Annotated in this window: 2 protein-coding genes; both read right to left on the minus strand. The window is 47.0% G+C overall.

The features are described from left to right. Window positions 1-49: 49 nt before the first annotated feature. Window positions 50-277, minus strand: coding sequence for a trp RNA-binding attenuation protein MtrB (mtrB, locus tag B2899_RS14610; protein WP_146809028.1), 228 nt, complete (start codon window positions 275-277; stop codon window positions 50-52). 267 nt (window positions 278-544) lie between these two features. Next, window positions 545-791, minus strand: a 247-nt coding sequence (locus tag B2899_RS14615; RefSeq protein WP_286886774.1) for a GTP cyclohydrolase I, incomplete at its 5' end; no start/stop codon positions are given.

Raw genomic sequence — 791 nt, forward strand, 5'->3', positions numbered from 1 at the left:
CCTCACAATTTTCACAGAAAAAAACAAGCAGATGCCTGCTTGTTTTTTTCTACTTGTCCACCAGCGTGTCAATCGTACCGTTGCTCGTCTGAATAACAGCCTTGCCGCGAACTTTAATCGCGGATGTATGCTCGGTGAACTGGGCGATCATAATCTCGCCCTTATCGAGTTTTTCAGAATGATGGAACCTTGTGGATTCGCCGCGCGTCAATCCGATGACATTAACGCCATTCTCCAGTGCTTTGATGACAATAAATTCAGTCGACGTTCCGTTCATAAACGCTCCCCCTCTTTACTCTTCCCTAAGATGGCTACGGTTTTAACTATCGCGCAAAAAGGAAGCGCTGTCAACGTTTATCTATATAACCAAAAACTAATATACACGAGAGCAATGAGGAGTCCGATTGGCAAAAGCCACAACCAATACATTGTTTTCATCTTATTCACAGCGCATTCACCTCTGTTTTAACATGTGCGAAAGCGCTAGATTTTAAACACGTGCGCCGCCCACAAATACATGTGATTGACTTATTTTGTTCACAAATCACCCTTTGATTAAGCTGAATACTTCGGCACGTGAAGCAGGGTCCTGCGCAAAGATGCCGCGCACGGCTGAGGTTACTGTCTTGGACCCGGGCTTTTTGACACCGCGCATGGTCATGCACAGATGCTCTGCCTCCACGACCACCACAACACCATGCGGTTCAAGCGTCTCCATAATCGAATCGGCAACTGTTGAGGTAATTCGCTCCTGCAATTGAGGGCGTTTCGCTACCGCTTCTACGGCTCCT

It is taken from the genome of Aneurinibacillus sp. UBA3580 (assembly GCF_002375825.1).
Classification (GTDB): domain Bacteria; phylum Bacillota; class Bacilli; order Aneurinibacillales; family Aneurinibacillaceae; genus Aneurinibacillus; species Aneurinibacillus danicus.

Excerpts from the sequence above, each read along its gene's own strand:
- mtrB (WP_146809028.1), bottom strand. The coding sequence starts at position 277 with ATGAACGGAACGTCGACTGAATTTATTGTCATCAAAGCACTGGAGAAT.